This is a genomic window from Nicoletella semolina (assembly GCF_004345745.1).
Taxonomy (GTDB): domain Bacteria; phylum Pseudomonadota; class Gammaproteobacteria; order Enterobacterales; family Pasteurellaceae; genus Nicoletella; species Nicoletella semolina.
In genome coordinates this window covers 103406-123910 of record NZ_SLXJ01000002.1, presented here as the reverse complement: position 1 = coordinate 123910, position 20505 = coordinate 103406, and the positions used below count along the sequence as shown (strand labels likewise).

The window sequence follows — 20505 nt, the reverse complement described above, 5'->3', positions numbered from 1 at the left end:
TTGATTAGATACAAAAAGGGCAACTTAGATTGCAATTTAAGTGAGAAAACTCACCGCTTGCACTAAATTGCCCTTTAACAGATTAAGAATTGGCTTGAATTTCTGCTAAAAACGACATTGCTTCTTTTTCTGCCATATCTTGATGTAGTGCATCAATTTGTTCTTGGCGATCCATAATGTCATTGTTGATTAGACCTTCTTCGATCTCACGCAATGCAATCACTGTAGGCTTATCATTTTCTTCTGCAACCAACGGCTCACGAGTGTGAAGCTGTAGCTGTCTAGCGCGGCGTGCCGCAGTCAAAATTAAATCAAAGCGATTACCAATTTGATCGACTGCGTCTTGTACGGTAACTCGAGCCATTTTTTCCTTACTCCGAATAGTTATTTATTCACTGCTATTTGCAAATTTGAAATACATTAAAAGATCGTCGATTATACGGAATTCGCCTACAACTAGCAAGCTCCGTTTATACAACGAACCCAACTTGCTGATAGACTTGCTCTAATGTTGCTTTGGCTCTTGCTCGAGCTTTTTCTGCCCCATCACGGTAAATTTGCGTTAATAGTGCCTCATTATTACGGAAATGGTGATAACGAGCTTGTAATTCGGTCAGCATCGCAGAAACTTCCGCCGCAACCGCCATTTTTAAATGCCCATACATCTTGCCTTCAAATTCTGCTTCCAGTGTCGAAATGCTCTTGCCTGTAATGCTGGCTAAAATATCCAGTAAATTTGAAACGCCTGCTTTATTTTCACGATCATAACGCACCACAGGTGGCTCATCACCATCAGTCATCGCACGTTTAATTTTTTTCGCCACCGACTTCGGATCTTCAAGCAACCCAATCACATTGTTACGATTATCGTCCGATTTTGACATCTTCTTATTCGGCTCAAGTAATGACATCACCCTTGCCCCCGTTTTGGCAATAAAAGGTTCAGGCACCGTCAAAATACTTTCGATCAGATTACCGTCAGCATCTTTTTTACCGTAAATCGCATTAAAACGGTTCGCAATATCTCGAGTAATTTCAAGATGTTGTTTTTGATCATCACCTACTGGCACTTGATTGGCTTGATAAAGTAAAATATCTGCGGCCATTAATACGGGATAAGTAAATAATCCAACATTCACATTATCTTCGTGGCGAGCCGACTTGTCTTTAAATTGGGTCATACGCCCCATTTCACCAAAATAAGTATAGCAGTTTAGCACCCAAGCAAGCTGGCTATGCTCAGGGACGTGAGATTGGATAAAAATCGTGCTTTTGTTTGGATCAATGCCACACGCCAAATAGAGAGCCAGTGTGTCCAATGTTGCAGCACGCAAGGCTTTAGAGTCTTGTCGCACTGTAATTGCGTGGAGATCAACAATACAAAAGAGACATTCAAAATCGTCCTGCATTTTCGTCCACTGACGCAATGCCCCTAAATAATTTCCGAGCGTTAATTCACCAGACGGCTGTACACCACTTAATACAACAGGCTTTGTCATCATTTTTCCTTAATTAATTTCCAATGTTAAACCACAGATTATCCAATTTTGACAGAACTTTGCAAAAATATCTAATTTTCTGACCGCTCCTCTTTTTCAGTGATGATTAGCGACTTTTAAATTTTAAAAAGTAATATTTTGACAATCGCATTGTGAATCAACACGAAAAAATGTGTTATTTTTTAATGAGCAATAAATAAACAGAATATTTCCACAAATTAGAATATTCAGTAACCTATTGTTTTCAATACATAAATTACCTAATTTTGGATCTTGTTTTCGGTTATGCACGGTCAATTTCACTATCTATCACAATGTTATCCACAGCCGTTGAGGATAATTTTTTTTACAAGTCGCTTCAATGAAATCGTCAAATAAAGCAATGAAAGTAGCTGAAAAAATCACTCAATTTGTTAAATTATGTACATAATTCTTGCCATAATGTGTATTTTACACGATGTGTCGTAAAAATCTCATTTCCTTGTGGAATCAAGCTTTTTGTTGAGTTATGCAAAAAAAGTTATCAACAATTTATCATCTTATTCACAGAGTTATCCACAATATTCACTGTTATCTTTTATATTGTAAAAATTTGCATAAAACCTACCGCTTATTCGGCGTTTTAGTTGTTCAAAAGGCGGAATTGTGAAACAATCAACGCCATTTCTATTTCAAGAACAAGGCGACCTAAATTGATTGATTTTGATGGCTATCGCCCAAATGTGGGTATCGTCATTTGTAATAAGCAGGGGCAAGTTCTATGGGCAAGGCGGTTTGGACAGAATTCGTGGCAATTCCCACAAGGGGGAATCAACGAGGGCGAAAACATTGAAGCCGCAATGTACCGTGAGCTTTACGAAGAAGTGGGTTTAGCAAAAAAAGACGTGCAATTACTTTGGGTATCGAAATATTGGTTAAAATACAAACTACCTAAGCGGTTAGTTCGTGCTGAAAACTTGCAAAATCCCATTTGTATCGGACAGAAACAGCGTTGGTTCTTGTTGCAACTGCTCAGCGACGACAACTTAATTAACCTAAAAACCTCAAAAAACCCTGAATTTGATAGCTGGAGATGGGTCAGTTTTTGGTATCCCGTTCGGCAAGTGGTTTCCTTTAAACGTGATGTTTACCGTAAAGTGATGAAAGAATTTGCTCAGGTATTGATGAATGAAACTAAAAAGCATCAATCTGAAAAAAATGCAGAGGAATTTTCGCAAAAACGTGAATTTCGCAAGCCTTATAATCGTTTTCAGCGAGGGAAACGTTGATGTTAGAACTGTTTATTGCATTTTTAGTATTGGGAGCAATTGCTGGCTTTTTGGCAGGATTGTTTGGGATTGGTGGCGGAATGATTATTGTCCCAACGCTGGTTTATTTACTACCTAAAATTGGTGTGCCTGATCAGCTACTAATGCCAATGGCATTGGGAACGTCTTTTTCCACCATTGTTTTGACAACTTTCTCCGCCGCACAACGCCATCATAAACACGGTAACGTGTCGTGGTCAATCGTGCCTTATTTTGCTCCTGCATTAATGATTGCTGTTTTCGTGTCAGGTCTGGTTGTTAGTGGGCTACCTAAACACATTATGACAAAAATTTTTGGCATGATGATTTGTTATTCTTCAATCAAAATGTTTTTGTCGCTTAGAACGAAAAAAGCTCCCACCGCAACACAGACCGCTCCCACACTCACCAAAAGCAGTCTCATTACAGCAGGTAGTATTATTGGCGTATTGTCGAGTTTTGCAGGCATTGCTGGCGGTGCGTTTATCGTGCCATTCTTAAACGGTAGAGGCATTGAAATAAAGCGTGCAATCGGTACATCTTCTCTGTGTGGTGGATTGTTAGGATTAGCTGGCACAATCAGCTTTATTATCAGTGGCTGGCACAATCCGCAACTACCTGACTACGCTTTGGGCTATGTCTATTTGCCTGCTCTATTTGGCATTATGATCGCTTCGGTATTCACCTCAAAATTAGGAGCAAATATGGCAAATGTACTGCCTGTTGCAACCTTGAAAAAAGCCTTTGCCGTAATGTTGCTCTGCATTGCAATCAATATGTTCTTAAAATAACCGAAACTAACCATAATAGGCACTGAAAATAGCTTGTCCTAAAATACTGTATTTTTAAAATCACGAGGAACTATGAACCCACAATTTTTAACCTTTCCACAGATCGACCCAATTATTTTTAGCTTAGGTCCAATCTCTTTACGCTGGTATGGATTGATGTACCTCTTGGCATTTTTATTTGCCTATTGGCTAGGTATTCGCCGCACAAAGCAATCAAAAGGCGTATGGACAACCGAACAGGTTGATCAACTGCTATTTAATGGCTTCCTCGGCGTTGTGCTAGGTGGACGCATTGGCGATGTATTTTTCTACAGTTTTGACCGCTTACTCAGCGATCCACTCTATCTGTTTAGAATTTGGGAAGGGGGAATGTCTTTCCACGGCGGTTTGATCGGTGTCATTGTTGCAATGATCTGGACATCAGCTCGCCAACAACGCAGCTTCTGGCAAACCGCTGATTTTGTTGCCCCCTTAATTCCCTTTGGTTTAGGTATGGGGCGTATTGGCAATTTTATTAATGACGAGCTGTGGGGACGTGTAACCGATGTACCTTGGGCAGTACTTTTCCCCAACGGCGGTTATCTACCACGCCACCCCTCGCAGCTCTATGAAGCTTTTTTAGAAGGGTTTGTGCTATTTTTTATTTTGAATAGCTTTATCCGCCAACCACGCCCAACTGGCTCAGTAGCGGGGTTATTTTTACTCGGCTACGGCACATTCCGCTTTATTGTCGAATACTTCCGAGAATTCGACCCAAATGTGAATAATGCAACGGATTTAATTACTCGTGGACAGCTGCTTTCCTTGCCAATGATTATCGCAGGCATCGTCATTATTGCGACAGCCTATCGCCTAAAACGTCATTGCAAATAATTCCGTTATTTTGACCGCTTGGAGGTTCAAATGAACATAAAATATAAATTGATTGGCTTTGATCTTGATGGCACGCTGGTAAACAGCTTACCTGATTTAACACTTTCTTTAAATTCCGCCTTTGCAGAGGTTGGACTACCACAAGCCTCAGAAGCACAGGTATTAACGTGGATTGGTAACGGTGCTGATGTGTTATTTAGCAAAGGGTTAGAATGGACAGAAAAATCGCACGAATTCAATAGCGAACAACATCAGAAACTTAAACACCGTTTTGGTGAATTCTACGGACAAAATGTATGCAATCTCAGCCAATTATATCCTAACGTAAAATCCACGCTTAACGCATTACAGCAGCAAGGCTATCTGATGGCAGTGGTTACTAACAAACCCACCAAACACGTCTTGCCTGTACTCGAAGCCTTTGGTATTGAGCATTTCTTCAGCGAAACCTTAGGTGGACAATCGTTGCCTGCCATCAAGCCACACCCTGCCCCACTCTATTATTTATGCGGAAAATTTGGGCTTTATCCGCACGAAGTCCTATTCGTTGGCGATTCCAAAAATGATATTTTGGCAGCCAAAGCCGCAGGTTGTGCAAGTCTAGGTTTAACCTATGGCTATAACTACAATATTCCAATTAGCCAGTCTGAACCTGATTACCTTTGTGATGATTTTGCTCAACTGCTAGATATATTGGGAGCAAATAATTCACTATGCTAGCAAGACAGTCTTAAAAACAAGAAAAATGAGATGAGAGAAGAGATAAGAAAAGCGAGAATATTGCAAAATTTCCTCCCTTTATGACCGCTTATGAATAAAAAAACGTTAGAAGACGTTATCGAATTACATCACCAACAGGGCTATTTTAGCGGTTACAACGTTTGTTATCTACACCTCTGTTTAATTTCTTCTGTCGTAAAGCAGGGGGATAGCGGCGAGATTTAACTAGTTATAGATGCGTATAGAAAAAAACCACTCTATACGCACTTTAGGTTTTAGTACTTGTGTAGCTACTTTCTCTGTAGTAATTCTTTTACTCTCAGTAAAATTAGCTCATTGTTGTCGGCCTTATTGGGATCACGACTACTAGAAAACGGCAGATTATTATCGTTGCCGACAATAATATGCTCATCATCAACAATATCGACATTCTCAATGGTAAAGAATGGGAATGTTAGCACGCCTTGGCTTCGTGGGGTTTTAGCCAGTTTGTTGGGATCTTGAATATTCATGAGATCCACATAGCCTAATTTTTCAACATTTTTGCCGTAATTCGATTTGTCGAATTTAACCAAATAGATACGCTTAAATTTAGGCAGGTTTGGGAAGCAAGATGTTTGATCAGCCGTATTTGGTGGGCAGGCTTTTTCGATAACACCTTCACCATTATCCCGTTCAATAATTAAGGCTCGGTGCTCATCAATCATATTGAAATCACCAATAGCGTGATGATTGGCTTCAAGCGGGTATTTCCAGAAATTGCCTGTCCAAACCTTACTATTTAAATCGAATTCTAAAATACGCAGGTAATTTTTATTATCATCATTTTCGTAATTAGCATTAGCATCTTGCCATAATGCCCCCTCCAATAACGGGTAGAGCTTATTCTCTTTTGCATTCAATGCCATACCCTCAAAGCCTCTGGAGCGTCTGACTTCAAAACTAATTTTCTCGGTTGGGCTACTTGGTAATCGTTGGCTAAAGTGATCAGGCGAACGAACTCGCTTTCCATCAACTTGTGTGTCATACCAATTTAATACTTTACCTTCCATATCCGTTTGGATTAAATAGGGTCCAAATTCTTCACCAATCCAAATAGAATTATTAACGATTTGGAAACTTTCTGGATCTAAGTCAGCACCCGTTAGATAGCGTTTATCGGTTGCCTCATTCACAATATGGAATGGAATCTTTTTATCGGGGTCATGTAGGAAAATGGTTTTTTTCGGTTCGAACTTGTTATTAGCAAAATCAATATCGTAGTGAGTAAGATATAGCATAAAGTCAGGCGAGTTCGCTTTTGAACCTGCTCCATTATCTGTTAACAGCCAGTAACTGCCATCACTCATCCGTTTAATGCCTGAATGACCTTGTATTGGTTGACCATTAAAGGGGTAAGAAACGCCCGTTCGTCTACCATTTGATTTTCCTTCAACACTCTGCAAAACATCATTGCGTTTGCCTGTCACAAATTTACCGCTATGTTTTAAGCTAAGTGGTGCATCTTTCGGTGCAGCAATAAAGGTTTCAGCAGGTAAAATTAGATGACCTGCCAATACCGCAGGATATTCTTGCTGGGCAAGTAATAGGCTAGAACTGGCTAGAGTTGAGGCAGCAATTAAGCTGATTTTAAATTTACCTTTTAATGACATTTGTCTCTCCTGTAGGTGTGAAAATGACTTTTCCTCCATTCTAATCGTGTTATGTGACTAAAATATGACTATCTAGAGATACAAGAGAGAAATTTGCAAAATTAGCCGCAATGTAGACCGCTTACTTAATCTAAAAGAATACTTCCCCACGAAGATCATTTTCGCAGGGAGAGTAAACATCACTAGTGATAAGGATGTAATTCAGGATTAATTGGTGTGTTTGCTAAGTTATTAGCATAGTTACATAAGGTGGCTAGACTTACACCTAATACTACATCAAGTGCGTTTTGGTGAGTGTAACCTGCGTTAAGGAATTCGTTTAAAATGTTGTCATTCACTTTTCCTTTGAACTCAATCACTGCGAGGGTAAATTGTGCCAAAATCTGTAATTTTGGATCGGCAATTGGCGTAGTTTCACGCAAGGCTTGTAATAATTCATTCGGCATTTTAATTTGCTTAATTGAAATGGCTGTATGACCTGCAACGCAAAATCCGCAACCATTTTTTACTGCGGCTGTAATCTGTACTACCTCACGTTCAGTTGGTGTAAGGCTATTACGTTGATTAATTGCTCCAACTGTGCGGTAGGTTTCCAGCGCTGTAGGTGCATTAGCCAGCACGCCGATCAAATTTGGAATAAAGCCATTGTTTTCTTTGACGACTTTAAGTGCTTCCTTAGCTGTTTCTGGAGCAGTATCAATAGTGTGAATATGGAATTTTGTCATAAATACCTCGACTAATGTTGTTGTAAAATCGTTTTAAGCTGGACTACACTTGGTGTCACCACAGGAAGAAATGCTGCTTCACGCCAGCGACGAATAAAATTAGAGCCACCTTTTTTTAAATAACCTCGACCGCCAGAAGCTTGTAATTCTAGCAATACCGATTGTGAGGCAACCTCGATAATATCGTTTCTAATTTGAAATAAGGCTTGAGGTTGTTGAACAAAATAATCAATTTGAGCTAAGCCTGTTTGTAGTGATTGTCGTAATTTTTGCAACTGCTCTGATTGGGCTTGCCATTCTTTTTCTAAAATAGAACGGTTACCTGAGAGGGATTGTTCTACCTCAGCTAATGATCTTTTAGCTAATCCAAATGCCATTGCACATTGAAAGCTTAAAAAGGCGGGACGAATTTGAGCCAAATAGTCACTCGCATTATCTGCAATTATCCAAGCTGGATTGAGTGCCACGTTCTCTAATAGCAGTGCGACAGTATTACTTCCTTGTAGTCCGACTAACTCTAGTTCTACGCTACGAGTGACACCCGTTGCATCATGGGGTAAGGCAATAATCACAGGGGATTGACGATTGTCGGCATACTCTGCAGCAAAGATCGTAATAAAACCACGTTTGGATACATTAGTTATCCAAGGCAATTTACCCTGCAAGTAGAATTTCCCATTTTTTTCTATAATTTTTACTTGTAATTCTTCTATCCCAGAGAGAAATTTGACCGCATTGGATAACCCTGTGCCGCCAGATAGTTGGCCAGCAAGTAACACTGGTAACCACTTTTCTCTTGGTAAAGGATTTGTACTTTCAATGAGGTTTTGAATCAGCGTTCGGTGTCCCCAAGTAATGAAGCCCGCAGTTAAAGAATAACTTGCTAATTCTTCAATGATTGCGATCACATCGTGATAATCGCCTCCATTTCCCCCTAACTCGACAGGCACACCAACCTTAAAGACGCCGTCATTAGCAAGTCGAGTAAATAATTCATCGGAATATTGATTGGATTGATCAAGCTGATTTGCATATTTCGTCAGCCAATCTATAAAAGATCGAGAAAGTATTGACATAGCCACTCCACATCCTGTAAATAAATATGTTGAATGGCTATGATGTTAGAATTATTTTTTATAACTTTAAAATAGATTTAAAGCATTTGGTATTTATTTTTGGTATACCCAATGCCATAACAAATTCTTCTATGAAAGAAGTAAACGACGCCTTAGACTCGCAATTGCAATTTTCTGCTGCATTTCGACCGCTTATTACACAAAACCCAGCTCAGTGCATTTGAATAACTGTGGCATAGATTAGTAATTTTAATCGTAATCTTGTGTCTTAATTTTTTCTTACACCTGTAATTCGACACCATTCCTCTTGTTCTCGTACAGGCTCAAGGGTGAAGTTGTTGGCATAGGCTTCGCTTACTGTGTTAGCTTGAGAGGATAGAATGCCTGACAGACCTAGCTGACCTTGGGGCTTGACTAGCTTGATAATATTCGGTGCAAGTTCTCTGAGCGGTCCTGCAAGAATATTGGCTACGACCACATCAGCTTGCAGGTCTTGAGGTTGATCTTTAGCAAGAAAAAGCTGTAAACGATCAGCTACGTCATTGGCAGCAGCATTGTTTTGGCTGGCTAAAATCGCCTGTGGATCAATATCAATACCAATGGCTTGTTTTGCCCCTAATTTCAACGCAGCAATGGCTAAAATGCCTGAACCGCAGCCAAAATCGATCACCGTTTTACCTACGAGATCAATCGCATCTAGCCATTCTAGACACATTGCTGTTGTTGGGTGCGTGCCTGTGCCAAATGCAAGCCCTGGGTCAAGCATTACATTGACCGCTTGTGGGTCAGGCACTGCTCGCCAGCTTGGACAAATCCACAACCGCTTGCCAAACTGCATTGGGTGGAAATTATCCATCCACTCTCTTTCCCAATCCTTGTCCTCAATTTGTTCAATTTTATGAGCAAAATCGGCTTCCACTAAGCGGCTTGTGATCAACGCTTCAACAATGACGTTCATTTCCGTTTCTGCATCAAATAATGCGACTACGTCAGTGTTGCCCCAAAGTCGAGTTTCCCCTGGGAGCGGCTCAAAAATGGGAGTATCTTGGCTATCCATAAAGGTAACTGACACTGCACCAATCTCTTCTAAAAAATCGCTGATTTGTTCTGCTTGATTATCTGTGCTGTTTAAACGAATTTGTATCCACGCCATATAGTTTCCTAATTATTTAATTCGATAGTGAATAGTTTATTTCAATCGATCATTATTCTCATTGAAAATTTTTGCCTATTTTTGACCGCTAGATTAAAATGTAGATCTTCACTGAGATTAATAAAAATAATTTTTATTCAATATTTTCTGAACTTTATTAATCACTTGAAGTGCAAGGCTATTCTTGCATACTTTACCATACACATACCTTCACGCCTATATTTTCGTTAAATAAGGAATCAAAGATGAAAATTGTACAAAATACCAAAATAACTATAAAAAAAGCGGCTCTAATATGGGGGGCTTTATTGGGAAGTAACATCGCAAATGCTCATAACATTTGGATTGAACCAACTACTCATAATGCAGAGTATGTCGTAAAATTTGGACATACCAAGACCGAGGGCTACCCTGAACATAAATTGAAAGAGGTCAAATTGCTTGATTCAAGTGGTGATAGCCGTCCTGCTCAAGTCACATTCAAGCAGAGTGAAGCGTATTTTTCTGCGCCTAATGCGACTATGGTGTTGATGAAATTTGATAATGGCGTATGGTCGAAATTACCTAATGGTAAATATGTGCAAAAAACGAAAAAAGAAGTGCCGAATGCAGAAATTAGCTTAAATGCATTCAAAATAGGGAAAGCGATTTTAGTTTGGAACGCACAAGCGTTGGTTCCACAACACACCGATTATGAGCTTGTTCCGCAGGCAGTGGCAAAAGCAGGTGAGCCATTGTCTATTTTAGTATTAAAAGCAGGTCAGCCTCTCGCTGGCGTGAAAGTTGGGTTAGGTGAAGATGAGCCGTTTAATTTAAGTAATGAACAAGGGATCGCATTGTTTACCCCAACGAAAGGATTGAACAAGGTTTGGGCAGAATTTAGTGAAAAAACAGTGAATAACCCTGATTATGATGAGCGTTCGATTGAGTATATGCTGACTTTTGATGCAAAATAGCGATGCATAATATACTTAGATTCATCAACTTTTTTTTGGTTGTCGTTGCATTTTTAAGTTTTCCGCTTAAAAGTGCAATGGCACACAGTTTACATCTATTTGCTCAATACGATGGCAATGCAATTGTCGGCAAAGCCTACTATTCTGATATGACGCCTGCGGCACAGACCTATATTAGAGCCTATTTACAAGCAGCAGATGAAAGCCAAGTTGAGATCATTGAAGGCAAAACCGATACTTTAGGCTATTTTTCGCTGCCTGCCTTGCCTCCATCAGCGTTAGGTAATCGCCGTTATACGGTCGTGATTGAAGGTATGGAAGGGCATCGTGCAACAACCTTGGCTTATCACCTGACTGCATCAAGTGAGGTTTCTTCACAGGGTGAATTATTGCTGATTCGTGAAGAGATTGCTCAATTAAGAGATAAAATCTATCTGCGTGATATTTTAGGCGGCATCGGTTACATTCTGGGTTTTTTTGGTGTGTGGGCGTTGCTACAGAAAAAATTGCGACAGAAACAAAAGCGTTTTGATGATAAATCTCCTCAACCATTCAATAAGGACAAGTATTAATGCACCTTTCTGAAGGCGTTTTGTCAATGCCTACCTTATTGGTAGGGGCTACGGTCGCAACCGTTGGCGTTGTTATTGGTTTGCGTCAAATGGAATATGACAAGCTGCCTTTCGTTGCACTGTTTACTGCAGCTTTTTTTGTTGCCAGTACCATTCATATTCCAGTTGGTATTGGCAGCGTTCATCTAATTTTAAATGGCTTAGCTGGCGTGTTTATTGGCTGGGCGGTGTTTCCTGCCTTTCTGATTGCTTTGGTTCTGCAAATTCTGTTTTTCTCATTTGGTGGGTTTTCTGTATTGGGGATCAACCTATGTATTATGGCATTACCATCTGTCATCGTGCATTACCTTTTACGCCACTACCTCTCACGACACAGCAACACATCAAATCCTTCTAAAAAACCATTTGTTTTCGCAGGCTGTCTAGCAGGTACGATAGGCATATTAGGTTCGGTACTGATTGCTTCGCTAGTTCTTGCTATTGATGGTGGACGAGAATATGGCGATTTAATTATCTTGTTGGTTATTACGCATATACCTGTTTTTATTACGGATAGTCTTATTAGTGCAGGTGTGTTGCTGTCTTTAACGAAAATGTATCCATTGGCATTGAGAAATTTAAGATGAAAATAGCAAGTTTCTTAAGGCGTAATGATTTATTAGGGCGTAGTGGTTTATCAGGGCATAGCGGTTTACTTGCCCCCCACTGGCGTTTAGTCTATCTTTTTTTATGGGGTATTCTCGTCAGTGCTATTCAGCACGTTGATATATTAGTTGGGCTAAATAGTCTCGTAATGTTTATTTTATTATTACTTCTGACTTATCACGGCAAGCCCCTCAAACAATATCTGAAACGTTGGTGTCAATTTCATTTTTTTACGCTTGGGGTTTGGCTCACCTTAAGTTGGAAAATGGAGAGTAATGGTATTATTTGTTATGCCAATGGCGTTCATTTAGCAACATTAATTAGTCTACGAATGAACCTTATTCTCTGCTCTAGCTGGCTGTTGCTGCTAAATGTGAATGACACCTTGTTATTACAGGCAGTAAAACGTCTACCATTACCGATAAAATTCCAGCATTTATTTGTGCTGACAGTGCGTTACATTGCGTTATTTTCTGAACTCAATACGAAAATGGAATTGGCAATGAAAGCAAGAGGCTATCAAGCAAAATGCAATTTCAGAACGATTAAGATGACGGTGCAGCGTGTAGCATTACTGTTAATCCACGCATTACTCAAAGTCGAGCAAAGTGAACGAGCGTTAAAAGCGAGAGGTTTTCAACCGCTATCTTATTGTGCTCATCGCCAAACATCTACTAACAGAAAACGCACTTAAAATGACCCTTTTACCACCTAACCCATTATTGAACGTTAGCCAACTGCAATTACAACGCAATGGCAAAACCATTATTGACAATCTCTCTTTTCAGTTGGTGGCACAAGAGCGACTATTTTTACAAGGTGAGATTGGTACAGGCAAATCTACGCTGTTGCACGCCCTGCTAGGCTTTATTTCATTTACAGCAGGTAGCATTCAGTGGTTTGGTAAGTCTTGCCAACAAGATCGTGATTTTGTGCCGTTGCGAGGGCATCAAGTTGGTTTATGTTTTCAGCATTCTGCGGATCAATTATTTGGTCCAACTGTGCTTGATGATGTCGCTTTCGGCCCATTAAATCAGGGGAAATCACACTCTGTCGCTTATCAAATAGCGGCAGAAGAGCTGGAAAAGTTGGGGATTGCACACTTAGGAGATCGTTCAGTCAGTACCTTATCTGGCGGCGAACAAAATTTCACTGCACTTGCCGGTGTATTAGCAATGCAGCCTCAAGTATTATTACTTGATGAACCCACTAATGGGTTAGACAGAAAAAATAGCGAAAGATTAATCGTGCTTTTAACTGAATTGGGTCTACCAATGTTAATAGCCTCTCACGATCACTTTTTTATCGATAAAATGGCGGATCGTTGCTTATCTTTGGGGTAAATGCTTTCTCTATTGTTACCTATTACTTCTCTCACCTGCTTTCTTTTTTGATAGAGCAAGAGTAGAATACGCTTAGCTTCCATTATCTATTCATTATTGATATTCAACCTCTTCTTAGCACATTGAAAAGCTTGTCTTTGCAAAATTTTTCTATTTTGCGACCGCTTGTGTATGGCATTTTGTTGTGTTTGTTTATCAGGGAATATTGCAGATAAAAGATGAAAATTAGAAGGTAACTATGCACTTAACATCAAGAGAACAAGAAAAATTAATGCTATTTCTTGCAGGAGAGTTAGCCATTAAGCGTAAAAATCGTGGGATAAAACTCAATTATCCTGAATCTATTGCCTATATCGCCAGCCATTTGCAAGAAGCAGCACGAGATGGAATGTCTGTAGCGGAAGTGATGCAGTATGGTGCCACACTATTAACCGTTGATGATGTGATGGAAGGCGTACCAGAAATGATACACGAAGTACAAATTGAAGCGACTTTCCCAGATGGGACGAAACTCGTTACCGTACACTATCCAATTCGTTAAGGGGATATTATGATTCCAGGTGAATACCAACTCGCAGATGGCGATATTCTCGCTAATCAAGGACGTAAAACCATCTTATTAGATGTTGTCAATCAGGGTGATAGACCGATTCAAGTCGGCTCACATTACCATTTTTATGAAACCAATAATGCACTGAATTTTGATCGATCGTTGGCGTATGGTATGCGACTTAATATACCATCAGGCAATGCTGTCCGCTTTGAAGCAGGCGAGGCAAAACAGGTTGAGCTGGTTGCATTTGGTGGCAATCGCATTATTTATGGTTTCCATAATGCGGTTGATGGAAAGTTAGATGAGGGTGAAAAGTTGGACACAGAAGAAAAGTTGGAGAACGAATAATGGCATTAACGATTTCCCGCAAGCAATATGTCGCAACCTATGGACCAACCATAGGGGATAAAGTGCGTCTTGGCGATACCGATTTATGGGCGACTATTGAACAAGATTTGCTCACTAAAGGCGATGAGTGTAAATTTGGCGGCGGTAAAAGTGTTCGTGATGGTATGGCACAATCAGGCACAGCGACTCGCAGCGATCCGAATGTATTAGATTTTGTCATTACAAATGTGATGATTATTGACGCAAAATTAGGGATTATCAAAGCCGATATTGGTATTCGTGATGGACGCATTGTGGGTATTGGGCAGGCAGGTAACCCAGATACAATGGATAACGTTACGCCAAATATGATTATTGGGGCGAGTACAGAGGTTCATAATGGGACTCATCTGATAGCGACCGCAGGCGGTATCGATACCCATATACATTTCATTTGTCCGCAACAAGCACAACACGCGATTGAAAGTGGCGTAACCACGTTGATCGGTGGTGGGTCAGGTCCTGCTGATGGTACACACGCCACAACCGTTACATCAGGTGCTTGGAATATGGAACGAATGTTTCAAGCTACGGAAGCGTTACCTGTCAATGTTGGCTTTTTTGGTAAAGGAAATTGTTCAACCCTTGAGCCGTTAAAAGAACAAATTGTTGCAGGGGCATTAGGGCTAAAAATTCACGAAGATTGGGGAGCGACGCCTGCGACGATTGATGCAGCTTTGAAAGTGGCAGATGAAATGGATATTCAAGTGGCGATTCACACGGACACACTTAACGAAAGTGGCTTCTTAGAAGATACGATAAAAGCGATTAATGGGCGTGTTATCCACACTTTCCATACTGAAGGTGCAGGCGGTGGGCACGCTCCTGACATTATCAAAGCAGCGATGTATCCAAACGTGTTGCCAGCTTCAACTAATCCAACTCGCCCATTTACGGTCAATACCATTGATGAACATTTGGATATGTTAATGGTATGCCACCATTTAGATAAGCAAGTTCTTGAAGACGTGGCTTTTGCGGATAGTCGTATTCGTCCTGAAACGATTGCCGCAGAAGATATTCTGCACGATATTGGCGTTTTTTCCATAATGAGTTCAGATTCACAGGCAATGGGGCGGATAGGCGAAGTCGTGATTCGCACTTGGCAAACAGCAGACAAAATGAAAGCACAACGAGGCATATTAGCAGAGGATAAACTCACAAATAGCACTGACAGCGACAATTTCCGTATTAAACGTTATATTGCCAAATATACTATCAATCCAGCAATTGCACACGGCATTAGCGACTATGTCGGATCGCTTGAAGTGGGTAAATTGGCAGACATTGTATTGTGGAAACCTGCCTTTTTTGGCGTAAAACCAGAATTTGTGATGAAAAAAGGAATAATTAGCTACGCCAAAATGGGCGATCCGAATGCCTCTATTCCGACACCACAACCGATACTCTACCGCCCAATGTTTGGTGCACAGGGTAAAGCGGTTGAAAAAAGTGCCGTATTTTTTGTTTCTAAAGCTGCCGTAGAGGCAGATATTCGAACACAATATGGTTTAGAAAAAGAGACTCTTGCAGTAACAAAATGTCGAGATATCAGCAAGAAAGATCTGGTGCATAACAGTGAAACACCAGAGATTACCGTGGATCCAGAACGTTACGAAGTGCGAGTCGATGGCGAACATATCACCTGTGAACCTGCAACAAAAGTGCCACTCGGACAGCGGTATTTCTTGTTCTGATAACGTGAATGTAGGGATAGTGTGCCTACGTCCGAAAAGCGGACACACGCAGTGTGTCCTTACATTCATTCTTAATTCAGCGTGATTGGTAGGGACGCAATGCTTGCGTCCCCAAATTCTCTATATGTAAGTATGGAGTAGAAATACAGCTGGGAGAAAATAATGCAAATAATTAACCCAATCCTGCCTATTATGGAAGAAATTTTAGGCAATTTGGCTGCACTTCAAGACAGTGGTCAAATTACAGCCCAAAAAATTGATTATGTGCCGCTTGAATGGTACGAGAGTGAACGTAATATTTTGCGGAAAAAAAGCCAATCTGGGCGTGAGGTGGCGTTTCGTTTATTGAAAGAAGGGCAACGTTTAAAACATAATGATGTCGTGTTTATTAGTGATACATTAGTGATTGCAATTGAGATTATACCATCGGAGGTTATCGTGCTTTCGCCACAAACCTTGCCTGAAATGGCTCGTGCTTGCTATGAAATCGGCAATAAACATTCACCGCTGTTTTTGGACGGTGATGAGGTAACATTACCTTACGATAAACCAATGTTTGAATGGTTACAAGCGGCTGGATTTGAGCCGAAAAAAGCAGAACGCCGTTTAAGCCAAGCACTGCGAGCGAACTCTGCACAGGGGCATTCTCATAGCCGTTCTCACGATCATCACGGCTATCATCATCACGGAGATGGCAATTGGCACAAACACTAACACAAGCTGGATTAACCCAGTTAGGTGCATTGCTACACCTTGTTGATCCTACCCTGCCGATTGGTGGTTTCAACCATTCCAACGGCTTGGAAACCTTTGTGCAACAAGGCAAGGTGAATAGTCGAGAGACGCTTGAGGAATATGTTCAGACACAACTAATGCAGAACTGGATTTATAATGATGGTGCGTATTTGTCATTAGCATTTGATGCAATGATAAACCACGATTTAGACCGCTTGCTGGCGTTAGATCAAGAACTTGCTGCCACCAAAATTGCTCGCGAAAGCCGTGAAGGAAGTTACAAATTGGGTGTTCGGTTACTTAAGATTTTTATTCGCTATGAAAATCACCCATTATTGAGCAAATTTCAGCAAGCAATCATTGAAAAGCGTTGTCAAGGTTACTTTCCCATCGTGTTTGCGATGGTGGCACAAGCGATGAAACTCGACAAAGCTGAAAGTCTGTATGCGTTCTACTACAACGCAGCAGTAGGAACAGTAACCAATGGTGTGAAACTTGTGCCATTAAGCCAAATGGACGGGCAGGATATTCTGTTCGCACTTAGAAATCCTATCGCTCAAGCGGTCGAAAATAGCCTAAATCCTGATTCTCAATGGCTTGGAGCGGCAACAATTGCCAGTGATATCCGCTCAATGCAACACGAGCAGCTTTATACACGGCTTTATATGTCTTGATTTGGTGGACGTCTGCCAATCGTGTGGCGTCCTTACTGATCGGATTATTTGAGATTTGCGTTGATATTAATTCTGTGTGATCGGTAGGGACACGTTATTTTAATTTATTATAGGGACTCGATGCTTCGTGTCCATAGTGAAAAGGAACAAAATCAATGCGTCAGTATATTAAAATCGGGGTGGCGGGTCCTGTGGGAGCAGGTAAAACAGCACTAATTGAGCGTTTAACTCGTGAAATTGCCAGCAAGTATAGTGTAGCCGTAATTACCAATGATATCTACACACAAGAAGATGCAGAGTTTTTAACCAAAAATAGTTTGTTGCCATCTGAACGAATTATGGGTGTGGAAACAGGCGGTTGTCCTCATACGGCAATTCGTGAAGATGCATCAATGAATCTAGAAGCGGTAGATGAAATGGTCGCTCGCTTCCCAGAGGTTGAGTTAATTTTTATTGAGTCGGGTGGCGATAATTTATCTGCAACATTTAGCCCTGACTTAGCCGATGTGACTATTTTTGTGATTGATGTGGCACAAGGGGAGAAAATTCCTCGTAAAGGTGGACCTGGTATTACTCGTTCCGATTTGTTAGTGATCAACAAAACGGATCTCGCACCATTCGTTGGAGCGGATTTAGGCGTAATGGAACGTGATGCTCGTCGTATGCGTAATGGTCAGCCATTTATTTTTACCAATTTAATGAAAAATGAAAATCTTGATGGAGTGATCGGCTGGATTGAAAAGTATGCTCTGCTTCAGCAAAGCGATGAGCCTACTAATTTAATTAGATAACAGCACAAACGCTATGATATCAACATAGCGTTTAAACAATCATTTTTATTATTCACCCATCATATAATAAATTATGCATAGCGATTTAATAATTTCGACTAAACTCACCGCTTCAGGCAAAACACAATTAGATCGCTGTTTTGTCTCTCCGCCATTCAAATTGCTCACTTTGCCAGCCACATATACAACAAGCTGGCATAATGAATTAAATGCTGTGCAAATGAGTTCTTCACCAGGGCTACTAGGAGGAGATAGACTAAATGTCCGTGTTTCATTAGCACCAAAAACATCACTTTCGCTCTCTACACAAGCATTTACTCGAGTACAAGCGATGAACCATAATGGATATGCCGAACAGAATACACATATCCAACTGGCACCAGACAGTCGTTTATTCTATTTGCCACACCCTTTGGTTCTGCATAAAGAAAGTGCCTTCAAACAAACTACTCTGATTGAACTGAGTGAACGTAATCAGCTGATTTATGGTGAAATTATCGCTGTGGGGCGAATATTAAACCACGAACAATTTGCCTTTCGCCATTTTTCCTCTTACCTACGGATTGTCTCTCAAGGTAAGCCTCTACTTTCCGATCGCATTCAATGGCAGCCCCAAAGTATGCCACTGACAGCCTTAAGTCAAATGGAGGATTTTACGCATCAAGGCACGTTGGTGTATATAAATTTATCTTTTTCAGAACAACAGCTCAAAAAATTAACGAATGAGCTACAGGCAGAATTTAGCTCAACACCACAATTAATGCTGGGTATTTCGCAGTTGAACCAGAATGGCATACTAATTCGATCTGTTGGCTATCGTGCAGAAAATATTGAAAAGTCATTTAAATACATCGCAGATATGCTTAAAGTGCAAACTTAGTCCATTTTACTCGATTGCTCGTTGATTACCCTCGTCCACCCACAGTGATTTTATCCAACTTCACTGTAGGCTGCCCAACACCGACGGGGACGCTCTGCCCCTCCTTACCGCAAGTGCCAACGCCAAGGTCAAGTTCCATTTTTTTACCCACCATTGAGACCTGTTGCATTGCCTCTATGCCACTCCCGATCAAGGTCGCTCCTGTAACAGGTTGAGTAATTTTTCCTTTTTCAATCAAATAGGCTTCAGAAGTAGAAAAAACAAATTTTCCTGATGTAATATCGACCTGTCCGCCACTAAAATTGGACGCAAAAATCCCAAAATCAACGGATTCAATCATCTCATCAAACTCGTGGCTTCCCTCTGTCATATAAGTATTCGTCATTCGTGGCATCGGCAAGTGAGCGTAAGATTCTCGGCGACCATTGCCTGTTGGAGCCACGCCCATTAAACGAGCATTTAACTTATCCTGCATATAGCCTTTTAATACACCATTTTCGATTAAGACGTTTCGTTGCGAAACAACGCCTTCGTCATCAACAGTGATTGAGCCTCGCATATCTGGAATCGTGCCATCATCAACAATAGTACAAAGAGGTGAGGTAACTTGCTCTCCAATTCTGTCAGTGAAGAGCGAAGATGCTTTACGATTAAAATCGCCCTCTAAACCGTGTCCAACGGCTTCGTGAAGTAAAATTCCAGGCCAGCCCGCCCCCAATACAATCGGCATCAAACCCGCAGGAGCAGGTATAGCGCCCAAATTGACCACTGCCTGACGTACCGCTTCTCTCGCAAGCCACTCTGCACGGCTGAATCCTGAGAGATGTGGCTCAAAAAACCAAGTTAGCCCAAATCGCCCACCAGCTCCAGAAGAGCCTCGTTCACGCTTGCCATCTTGCTCGACTAAAACCGAGATAGATAAACGAACTAATGGGCGAATGTCCGCCGCCAGTGTGCCATCAGTCGCTGCTACCAACATTTCCTCATACACAGCGGACAAATTTGCATTCACTTGAATGACTCGCTTATCCTCTGCACGAGCGACGCTATCAACAAGATGTAATAATTCAACTTTTTGTTCACGGCTGATAGAATCCAATGGATTGATGGCCGCATAACGCTGAATTGCCTCGGTCTGCTTGAAATTTTTTACCAATAACTGACCGCTTACATTGGTAATTGAACGTGCCGCCGCCGCACATTGCTCAAGCTGGTAGAGATTAATTTGATCCGCATAGGCAAACCCCGTCTTTTCGCCAGACACTGCTCGTACGCCAAAGCCTCGATCAATATAAAACCCGCCTTCCTTGATAATCGAATCCTCCAATGACCAACTCTCATCTTGGCTAAGCTGAAAATAGAGATCGGCATAGTCAATTTGACGATTGGAAAAGCAGTCAAGCACTTGGCTTAATTGCGACAACGTTAGCCCACTGGGTGCAAGCAAACTCTCTGAAACTCGGTTTAACATTATTTCTCTCACATTATAAAAATTTC

General features: G+C 41.0%; 24 protein-coding genes. 17 read left to right on the top strand and 7 right to left on the bottom strand.

The window, feature by feature from the left end:
• Nucleotides 1–82: 82 nt before the first annotated feature.
• Both rpoZ and trpS read right to left on the bottom strand, forming a co-directional pair.
• Nucleotides 83–364, bottom strand: coding sequence for a DNA-directed RNA polymerase subunit omega (gene rpoZ, locus EV693_RS01995; protein WP_132500721.1), 282 nt, complete (start codon nucleotides 362–364; stop codon nucleotides 83–85).
• Between the two features lie 106 nt (nucleotides 365–470).
• Nucleotides 471–1499, bottom strand: a complete 1029-nt coding sequence (gene trpS / locus EV693_RS01990; RefSeq protein ID WP_132500720.1) for a tryptophan--tRNA ligase — start codon at nucleotides 1497–1499, stop codon at nucleotides 471–473.
• Nucleotides 1500–2191: 692 nt separating this feature from the next.
• Between trpS and rppH the strand changes: the two genes are divergently transcribed.
• From rppH to EV693_RS09675, 5 genes are all read left to right on the top strand, one after another.
• Nucleotides 2192–2767 (top strand): RNA pyrophosphohydrolase, encoded by a 576-nt coding sequence (gene rppH, locus EV693_RS01985; RefSeq protein ID WP_132500719.1) that lies wholly within the window; start codon nucleotides 2192–2194, stop codon nucleotides 2765–2767.
• A complete protein-coding gene (locus EV693_RS01980) occupies nucleotides 2767–3576 on the top strand; it encodes a sulfite exporter TauE/SafE family protein (protein WP_132500718.1) in 810 nt (269 codons plus the stop codon). The genes rppH and EV693_RS01980 overlap by 1 nt, the downstream gene beginning before the upstream one ends.
• 72 nt (nucleotides 3577–3648) lie before the next feature.
• Nucleotides 3649–4449: a prolipoprotein diacylglyceryl transferase gene (lgt, locus tag EV693_RS01975; RefSeq protein WP_132500717.1), complete on the top strand. Its 801-nt coding sequence runs from the start codon at nucleotides 3649–3651 to the stop codon at nucleotides 4447–4449.
• 30 nt (nucleotides 4450–4479) lie between these two features.
• Entirely contained in the window at nucleotides 4480–5169 is a 690-nt protein-coding gene (locus tag EV693_RS01970) for a phosphoglycolate phosphatase (protein ID WP_132500716.1), read from the top strand.
• 90 nt (nucleotides 5170–5259) lie between these two features.
• On the top strand, nucleotides 5260–5394 hold the full coding sequence (locus EV693_RS09675) for a hypothetical protein (RefSeq protein ID WP_279432607.1): 135 nt from the start codon (nucleotides 5260–5262) through the stop codon (nucleotides 5392–5394).
• A gap of 65 nt (nucleotides 5395–5459) precedes the next feature.
• On the opposite strand, the gene EV693_RS01965 is transcribed toward EV693_RS09675, so the two are convergent.
• The 4 genes from EV693_RS01965 to prmA all read right to left on the bottom strand — a co-directional run bounded on the left by EV693_RS01965 (nucleotide 5460) and on the right by prmA (nucleotide 9775).
• Nucleotides 5460–6821: an esterase-like activity of phytase family protein gene (locus EV693_RS01965; protein WP_132500715.1), complete on the bottom strand. Its 1362-nt coding sequence runs from the start codon at nucleotides 6819–6821 to the stop codon at nucleotides 5460–5462.
• Nucleotides 6822–7003: 182 nt separating this feature from the next.
• A complete protein-coding gene (locus EV693_RS01960; protein WP_132500714.1) occupies nucleotides 7004–7546 on the bottom strand; it encodes a carboxymuconolactone decarboxylase family protein in 543 nt (180 codons plus the stop codon).
• An 11-nt stretch (nucleotides 7547–7557) separates the two neighbouring features.
• Complete coding sequence (locus tag EV693_RS01955; RefSeq protein ID WP_132500713.1) at nucleotides 7558–8622, bottom strand: acyl-CoA dehydrogenase family protein; 1065 nt, start codon at nucleotides 8620–8622, stop codon at nucleotides 7558–7560.
• A 268-nt stretch (nucleotides 8623–8890) separates the two neighbouring features.
• Nucleotides 8891–9775: a 50S ribosomal protein L11 methyltransferase gene (gene prmA, locus EV693_RS01950; RefSeq protein WP_132500712.1), complete on the bottom strand. Its 885-nt coding sequence runs from the start codon at nucleotides 9773–9775 to the stop codon at nucleotides 8891–8893.
• Nucleotides 9776–10044: 269 nt separating this feature from the next.
• Here prmA and EV693_RS01945 point away from each other — a divergent pair, with 269 nt between their 5' ends.
• The 12 genes from EV693_RS01945 (at nucleotide 10045) to EV693_RS01890 (ending at nucleotide 19008) form a co-directional block, all read left to right on the top strand.
• Nucleotides 10045–10731 (top strand): DUF4198 domain-containing protein, encoded by a 687-nt coding sequence (locus EV693_RS01945; RefSeq protein WP_424991502.1) that lies wholly within the window; start codon nucleotides 10045–10047, stop codon nucleotides 10729–10731.
• Between the two features lie 2 nt (nucleotides 10732–10733).
• Complete coding sequence (locus tag EV693_RS01940; RefSeq protein WP_424991501.1) at nucleotides 10734–11303, top strand: carboxypeptidase regulatory-like domain-containing protein; 570 nt, start codon at nucleotides 10734–10736, stop codon at nucleotides 11301–11303.
• Complete coding sequence (gene cbiM / locus EV693_RS01935) at nucleotides 11303–11929, top strand: cobalt transporter CbiM (protein ID WP_132500710.1); 627 nt, start codon at nucleotides 11303–11305, stop codon at nucleotides 11927–11929. Before EV693_RS01940 ends, cbiM begins: the two co-directional genes overlap by 1 nt.
• Nucleotides 11926–12642 carry an energy-coupling factor transporter transmembrane component T family protein gene (locus EV693_RS01930; RefSeq protein ID WP_132500709.1) on the top strand — a complete coding sequence of 239 codons (717 nt, stop codon included), beginning with the start codon at nucleotides 11926–11928 and terminating at the stop codon, nucleotides 12640–12642. The genes cbiM and EV693_RS01930 overlap by 4 nt, the downstream gene beginning before the upstream one ends.
• A 1-nt stretch (nucleotide 12643) precedes the next feature.
• Nucleotides 12644–13291, top strand: coding sequence for an energy-coupling factor ABC transporter ATP-binding protein (locus EV693_RS01925; protein ID WP_132500708.1), 648 nt, complete (start codon nucleotides 12644–12646; stop codon nucleotides 13289–13291).
• A 238-nt stretch (nucleotides 13292–13529) separates the two neighbouring features.
• Nucleotides 13530–13832 (top strand): urease subunit gamma, encoded by a 303-nt coding sequence (ureA, locus tag EV693_RS01920; protein WP_132500707.1) that lies wholly within the window; start codon nucleotides 13530–13532, stop codon nucleotides 13830–13832.
• A gap of 9 nt (nucleotides 13833–13841) precedes the next feature.
• On the top strand, nucleotides 13842–14192 hold the full coding sequence (ureB, locus tag EV693_RS01915) for an urease subunit beta (RefSeq protein WP_132500706.1): 351 nt from the start codon (nucleotides 13842–13844) through the stop codon (nucleotides 14190–14192).
• Complete coding sequence (gene ureC / locus EV693_RS01910) at nucleotides 14192–15928, top strand: urease subunit alpha (RefSeq protein WP_132500705.1); 1737 nt, start codon at nucleotides 14192–14194, stop codon at nucleotides 15926–15928. The genes ureB and ureC overlap by 1 nt, the downstream gene beginning before the upstream one ends.
• A 162-nt stretch (nucleotides 15929–16090) precedes the next feature.
• The gene (gene ureE / locus EV693_RS01905) at nucleotides 16091–16642 is read left to right on the top strand and encodes an urease accessory protein UreE (RefSeq protein WP_132500704.1); all 552 of its coding nucleotides are present in this window, start codon (nucleotides 16091–16093) and stop codon (nucleotides 16640–16642) included.
• The gene (locus EV693_RS01900) at nucleotides 16627–17337 is read left to right on the top strand and encodes an urease accessory protein UreF (protein WP_132500703.1); all 711 of its coding nucleotides are present in this window, start codon (nucleotides 16627–16629) and stop codon (nucleotides 17335–17337) included. The genes ureE and EV693_RS01900 overlap by 16 nt, the downstream gene beginning before the upstream one ends.
• 155 nt (nucleotides 17338–17492) lie before the next feature.
• Nucleotides 17493–18128, top strand: a complete 636-nt coding sequence (gene ureG, locus EV693_RS01895) for an urease accessory protein UreG (RefSeq protein WP_132500702.1) — start codon at nucleotides 17493–17495, stop codon at nucleotides 18126–18128.
• Between the two features lie 73 nt (nucleotides 18129–18201).
• The gene (locus tag EV693_RS01890; protein WP_132500701.1) at nucleotides 18202–19008 is read left to right on the top strand and encodes an urease accessory protein UreD; all 807 of its coding nucleotides are present in this window, start codon (nucleotides 18202–18204) and stop codon (nucleotides 19006–19008) included.
• 25 nt (nucleotides 19009–19033) lie between these two features.
• On the opposite strand, the gene tldD is transcribed toward EV693_RS01890, so the two are convergent.
• On the bottom strand, nucleotides 19034–20479 hold the full coding sequence (gene tldD / locus EV693_RS01885) for a metalloprotease TldD (protein ID WP_132500700.1): 1446 nt from the start codon (nucleotides 20477–20479) through the stop codon (nucleotides 19034–19036).
• Nucleotides 20480–20505 lie beyond the last annotated feature (26 nt).

Bases quoted from the DNA above. Each gene is read 5' to 3' on its own strand.
- EV693_RS01955 (WP_132500713.1), bottom strand. From the start codon at position 8,622: ATGTCAATACTTTCTCGATCTTTTATAGATTGGCTGACGAAATATGCA.
- EV693_RS01890 (WP_132500701.1), top strand. From the start codon at position 18,202: ATGCATAGCGATTTAATAATTTCGACTAAACTCACCGCTTCAGGCAAA.
- tldD (WP_132500700.1), bottom strand. From the start codon at position 20,479: ATGTTAAACCGAGTTTCAGAGAGTTTGCTTGCACCCAGTGGGCTAACG.
- ureG (WP_132500702.1), top strand. From the start codon at position 17,493: ATGCGTCAGTATATTAAAATCGGGGTGGCGGGTCCTGTGGGAGCAGGT.
- prmA (WP_132500712.1), bottom strand. From the start codon at position 9,775: ATGGCGTGGATACAAATTCGTTTAAACAGCACAGATAATCAAGCAGAA.
- EV693_RS09675 (WP_279432607.1), top strand. From the start codon at position 5,260: ATGAATAAAAAAACGTTAGAAGACGTTATCGAATTACATCACCAACAG.
- ureE (WP_132500704.1), top strand. From the start codon at position 16,091: ATGCAAATAATTAACCCAATCCTGCCTATTATGGAAGAAATTTTAGGC.
- ureB (WP_132500706.1), top strand. From the start codon at position 13,842: ATGATTCCAGGTGAATACCAACTCGCAGATGGCGATATTCTCGCTAAT.
- ureC (WP_132500705.1), top strand. From the start codon at position 14,192: ATGGCATTAACGATTTCCCGCAAGCAATATGTCGCAACCTATGGACCA.
- trpS (WP_132500720.1), bottom strand. From the start codon at position 1,499: ATGACAAAGCCTGTTGTATTAAGTGGTGTACAGCCGTCTGGTGAATTA.
- cbiM (WP_132500710.1), top strand. From the start codon at position 11,303: ATGCACCTTTCTGAAGGCGTTTTGTCAATGCCTACCTTATTGGTAGGG.
- ureA (WP_132500707.1), top strand. From the start codon at position 13,530: ATGCACTTAACATCAAGAGAACAAGAAAAATTAATGCTATTTCTTGCA.
- EV693_RS01960 (WP_132500714.1), bottom strand. From the start codon at position 7,546: ATGACAAAATTCCATATTCACACTATTGATACTGCTCCAGAAACAGCT.
- lgt (WP_132500717.1), top strand. From the start codon at position 3,649: ATGAACCCACAATTTTTAACCTTTCCACAGATCGACCCAATTATTTTT.
- EV693_RS01940 (WP_424991501.1), top strand. From the start codon at position 10,734: ATGCATAATATACTTAGATTCATCAACTTTTTTTTGGTTGTCGTTGCA.
- EV693_RS01980 (WP_132500718.1), top strand. From the start codon at position 2,767: ATGTTAGAACTGTTTATTGCATTTTTAGTATTGGGAGCAATTGCTGGC.
- rpoZ (WP_132500721.1), bottom strand. From the start codon at position 364: ATGGCTCGAGTTACCGTACAAGACGCAGTCGATCAAATTGGTAATCGC.
- EV693_RS01965 (WP_132500715.1), bottom strand. From the start codon at position 6,821: ATGTCATTAAAAGGTAAATTTAAAATCAGCTTAATTGCTGCCTCAACT.
- EV693_RS01930 (WP_132500709.1), top strand. From the start codon at position 11,926: ATGAAAATAGCAAGTTTCTTAAGGCGTAATGATTTATTAGGGCGTAGT.
- EV693_RS01925 (WP_132500708.1), top strand. From the start codon at position 12,644: ATGACCCTTTTACCACCTAACCCATTATTGAACGTTAGCCAACTGCAA.
- EV693_RS01970 (WP_132500716.1), top strand. From the start codon at position 4,480: ATGAACATAAAATATAAATTGATTGGCTTTGATCTTGATGGCACGCTG.